Consider the following 4,675-nt stretch of genomic DNA (forward strand, 5'->3'; position numbering starts at 1 on the left):
CCCCCCTGCGTAGTCGCCTACCCACACCGCCCCGCCAGGGGCCGGCACTTGCCCGCCACCCACCCGCCCGGGGCTCAGCGGGACGCCTCCCCCGCGATCAGCGCCCGGTGGGCCTCCTGTAGGCCCTCCGGCAGGGCGTCGGCGTCGCACCAGCGGGCCTCCAGGATCTCGAAGGGGTCCAGCCGCAGCGTGCCGCCGGTGAGCCGGGCCTCGTAGGCGACCTCCACCCGCAGCCGGTATCCGCTCCTCAGGCGCACCAGCCTGCCGGGCTCGACGTCCAGGCCGGTCTCCTCCTTCACCTCCCGGACGACGGTCATCCCGAACTCCTCGCCCCGGCGGGCGAATCCGGTGGGCAGCCCCCAGGGCGCCCGGGGCGTCCACATCCGGTGCCGCAGCAGCAGCACCTGCCCCGCGTCGTTGCGGACCACCCCGGTCACGCCCACCATGAACGTGGCGTGCGCCAGCCAGAGGATCCGCCATTGCAGGGGGCCGCGGACGAGCCGCCACAGCTTGGCGAGAAGTCGGTTCACGGGGCGTTCCCTCGGTCGTCTCGGCGGAGGCAGACGTGCGCTGCCCCCGTCGATTACACCTCGCCGCCGGTCGCCGCCTGACACCTCGGCGTGCGCTCGGCCGACGGCCCGCCTCCCGGCGCGTGGGCGCGGGAGGCGGGCCGTCGTCCGCCAGGGGCCGGGGGTCACCGCTCGGGCAGCCACGTGCGCCAGATCGACTCGTTGGCCTTGACCCACTTCTCGGCGGCCGCGTCCGGGGAGAGCTTCTGGTCGGCGATCATGAGGGAGACCTCGTTCTGCTCCTTCTCCGACCAGTGGAAGTTCTTCAGGAGCGCCGCCGCGTCCCCGCCGTTCTCGGCGAAGTCGGTGTTGAGGAACTTCTGGAGAGGGGTGTGCGGGTAGGCGCAGGCGACCTTGTCGGGATCGGCGTCGCAGCCCTCCTTGTACGGCGGGAGCTTCACCTCCGTCATCGGCACCTTCTCGAACAGCCACTGGGGCTTGTACCAGTAGCTGAGGAAGGGCTTCTTCTCCTTGGCGAACTGCTTGATCTGGGTGATCTGGGCGGCCTCGGAGCCGGCGAAGACGACGGTGTAGTCCAGCTTGAGGTTCTCGACCAGCGCCTTGTCGTTGGTGACGTAGGACGGGGAGCCGTCCAGGAGCTGGCCCTTGCCGCCGGACTCGGCGGTACGGAGCTGGGCGGCGTACTTGTTCAGGTTGCGCCAGTCGGTGACGTCGGGGTGCTCCTTCGCGAAGTACGTGGGGACGTACCAGCCGATGTGGCCGGTGACGCCCACGTCGCCGCCGCGGGTGATCAGGCCCTTGTCCTCGATGTAGCGCTGCTCCTGCTCGGGGTGGCCCCAGTCCTCCATGATGGCGTCCACCCGCCCCTGGCTCAGGGCGTCCCAGGCGGGGACCTCGTCGACCTGGACGGTGTCCACGCGGTAGCCCAGCTCGTGCTCCAGGAGGTACTTGGCGACGGCCGTGTTGGCCTGCGCGCCGACCCAGGACTGCTGGGAGAGGGTCACCGCCCGGGAGCTTTCGGCGGCGGCGAACGGGGAGGACTGGACGGTCATGTCGGCGGCGCCGCAGCCGGAGACGGTCAGGGTGAGCAGGGCGGCGGCGACGACGGCTCGCGAGCGGACACGCATGTCAGGCCCCCTTTCCGGAAGCGGCGGAGGTGGGCTGGGTGACGCGGTCGAGCATCAGGCCGAGGCAGACGATGGCCGCGCCGGCGACCAGTCCGGTGGCCAGGTCGCCCTGGGCGAGGCCGAAGACGACGTCGTAGCCCAGTGCGCCGCCGCCGACCAGGCCGCCGATGATGACGACGGCGAGGACGAGGACGACCGCCTGGTTGACGGCCAGCAGCAGGGCGGGGCGGGCCAGCGGGATCTGCACGGAGCGCAGTTGCTGCCAGCTCGTCGCGCCGAGGGAGCGGGACGACTCCAGGGCGACCGGGTCGACGCCGCGCAGGCCCTGGGTGGTGATGCGGACCACGGCCGGGAGGGCGTAGACGACGGCGGCGGCGACCGCGGGGGCGCGGCCCACGCCGAACAGGGCGACCACCGGGATGAGGTAGACGAACTGCGGCATGGTCTGGAAGACGTCCAGGACGGGCCGCAGCCAGCGTTCGACGCGGGCGCTGCGGGCGGCGGCGACGGAGACGCCGAAGCCGAGGACGAGGGTGACGGCGACGGCGGCCAGAACCTGGGAGAGGGTGTCCAGGGACGCGTCCCAGACGCCGAGGACGCCGATGGCGGCCATCGCGGCGACGGCGGTGAGCGCGGTGCGCCAGGTGCCCACGAGCAGGGCGAGCGCGCCGACGAGGAGGAGCAGGCCCCACCACGGGAGGGCCTGGAGGCCGGAGCGTACGGGGTCGAGCACCCAGCTCGTGAAGGCGGCGGCCCAGTCGGCGGTGCCGCCGATGACGGGGACGCCGGTGTAGAGGTGGTCGGTCATCCAGTCGACGGCCGTGTTGACCGGTTCGGCGATGGCCACGTTCCACGAGGACGGCCAGCCCACCGCTCCGAGGAGCCTCGCGCCGAGGGCCGCGGCGGCGGTGAGCGCGGCAGCGAGCAGCCAGGCGGGCCAGGTGCGGCCGTCCCGCTGGCCGCGTTCGGCGGTCGCGGTGCGGTCCAGCACGACGGCGAGCAGGACGATCGGGATGCCGGCGGCGAGCGCGGCGCCCACGTCGACGGAGGCGAGGGCCTGGTAGACCCGGTCGCCGAGGCCGCCCGCGCCGATGACGGAGGCGATGACGGCCATCGAGAGGGCCATCATGACGGTCTGGTTGACGCCGAGGAGCAACTGGCGGCGGGCCAGCGGCAACCGGGCGGTGATCAGGCGCTGGCGGGCGGTCGCGCCGAGCGAGTCGACGGCTTCGAGGACGGTGGGGTCGGCTTCGCGCAGGCCGAGGGCGGTGAGCCGGGCCATCGGCGGGGCGGCGTAGACGACGGTGGCCAGCACCGCCGCGGGGACGCCGATGCCGAAGACGAGGACGACGGGGAGGAGGTAGGCGAACGCCGGGAGCACCTGCATGGTGTCCAGGACGGGGCGCAGGGCGCGGAAGGTGCGGTCGGAGAGGCCGGCGGCCAGACCGAGCAGGGCGCCCAGCACGAGGGAGGCGGCGACGGCCACCACCATCAGGGCGAGGGTCTGCATGGTGGGCACCCACATGCCGAGCAGCCCGCAGACGGCGAACGCGGCGAGCGTGCAGAGCCCGACGCGCAGGCCGGCCGCGCGCCAGGCGATGACGCCGGCGGCGACCGTCACGCCGGCCCAGCCGAGGGCGAGCAGCACCAGGTAGACGGCCCGGACGGAGAGCACCACCGCGTTGCTGACGTGGCCCAGGAAGTAGAGGAAGAGCGGGTGGCTGTCGCGGTTGTCGATGATCCAGTCGCTGGTCGAGCCGAGCGGGGCGGAGAGGCCGACGGAGAGGGCGGACGGCCACGTGAGTCCGGCGGCGGTGAGCAGGCCGGCGGCGGTGAGCAGCACCGCGGCGGCCAGCGGCCACCAGCGGCGGGCGGTCGGTCTGGCGGGCCCCGCGGCGAGCGGGGCGGTGGTGGTGGTCATGCCGCGGCCGCCTTCCGGCCGTCCCCCTGGGGCGGGACGGTGGCGGGCACCCCGGCGACGACGGCCAGCAGGCCGTGGTGGTCGACCACGCCGAGGCAGCGGCCCTGCTCGGTGACGCGGGCCGGGCCGCCGCTGCGGGCGACCGCCTCGATCGCCTCGGCGACGGTGGCGGTGGGCGCGAGGGCCGGGCCGGTCTCGGCCTCGCCGTCGCGGGCGGGCCGCATGGCGCTGCGTACCGTCATGACCTGCTCGCGCGGCACATCGCGCACGAAGTCGCGGACGTAGTCGTCGGCGGGCGAGCCGACGATCTCCTCGGGGGTGCCGAGCTGCACGATCCGGCCGTCGCGCATCAGCGCGATCCGGTCGCCGAGCCGCAGCGCCTCGCTCAGGTCGTGGGTGATGAAGACCATGGTGCGGCCCTCCTCGCGGTGCAGGCGGGCCACCTCCTCCTGCATGTCGCGGCGGATCAGCGGGTCCAGCGCGCTGAACGGCTCGTCGAAGAGGAGGACCTGCGGGTCGGCGGCGAGGGCGCGGGCGAGACCGACGCGCTGCTGCTGGCCGCCGGAGAGCTGGCCGGGCCTGCGCTGCTCCATGCCGTCCAGGCCGACCTTGGCGACCAGTTCGGTGGCCTTGGCGCGGCGCTCGGCGCGGCCCATGCCCTGGATCTCCAGGCCGTAGGCGACGTTGTCGAGGACGGTGCGGTGCGGCAGCAGGCCGAAGTGCTGGAAGACCATCGCGGCGCGGTGGCGGCGCAGTTCGCGCAGCCGCGCCTTGTCCATCGCGCCGACGTCCTCGCCGTCGATGGCGATGGTCCCGGCGGTCGGCTCGATCAGCCGGGTCAGGCAGCGGACCAGGGTGGACTTGCCGGAGCCGGACAGGCCCATGACGACGAAGACCTCGCCCTTGCGGACGTCGAAGGAGACGTCCCGCACGGCCGCGGTGCAGTCGGTGCGCTCGCGCAGCTCGCCGGCGGGCAGGGCGGCCAGCTCCGGGTCGCCGGGTATGCGGGCCGCCTTGGGGCCGAAAACCTTCCACAGGCCGTCGACCGAGAAGACCGGCGCCGGGGCATGTTCGGGGGTCGGGGGCTTCTTCTCGGT

General features: G+C 73.9%; 4 protein-coding genes. All 4 read right to left on the bottom strand.

All coding sequences use genetic code 11. The features are described from left to right. Positions 1–74: 74 nt before the first annotated feature. Positions 75–530 carry an NUDIX domain-containing protein gene (locus C6N75_RS23680; RefSeq protein WP_105870926.1) on the bottom strand — a complete coding sequence of 152 codons (456 nt, stop codon included), beginning with the start codon at positions 528–530 and terminating at the stop codon, positions 75–77. A gap of 164 nt (positions 531–694) precedes the next feature. Next, complete coding sequence (locus C6N75_RS23685) at positions 695–1,657, bottom strand: ABC transporter substrate-binding protein (protein WP_105870927.1); 963 nt, start codon at positions 1,655–1,657, stop codon at positions 695–697. A gap of 1 nt (position 1,658) precedes the next feature. After that, positions 1,659–3,578 carry an ABC transporter permease gene (locus tag C6N75_RS23690; protein WP_105870928.1) on the bottom strand — a complete coding sequence of 640 codons (1,920 nt, stop codon included), beginning with the start codon at positions 3,576–3,578 and terminating at the stop codon, positions 1,659–1,661. Further along, a partial coding sequence (locus C6N75_RS23695) for a quaternary amine ABC transporter ATP-binding protein (protein ID WP_407703266.1) occupies positions 3,575–4,675 on the bottom strand: 1,101 nt, incomplete at its 5' end. The genes C6N75_RS23690 and C6N75_RS23695, both read right to left, overlap by 4 nt.

This window comes from Streptomyces solincola, assembly GCF_002982015.1.
GTDB lineage: Bacteria > Actinomycetota > Actinomycetes > Streptomycetales > Streptomycetaceae > Streptomyces > Streptomyces solincola.

Bases quoted from the DNA above. Each gene is read 5' to 3' on its own strand.
- C6N75_RS23685 (WP_105870927.1), bottom strand. From the start codon at position 1,657: ATGCGTGTCCGCTCGCGAGCCGTCGTCGCCGCCGCCCTGCTCACCCTG.
- C6N75_RS23690 (WP_105870928.1), bottom strand. From the start codon at position 3,578: ATGACCACCACCACCGCCCCGCTCGCCGCGGGGCCCGCCAGACCGACC.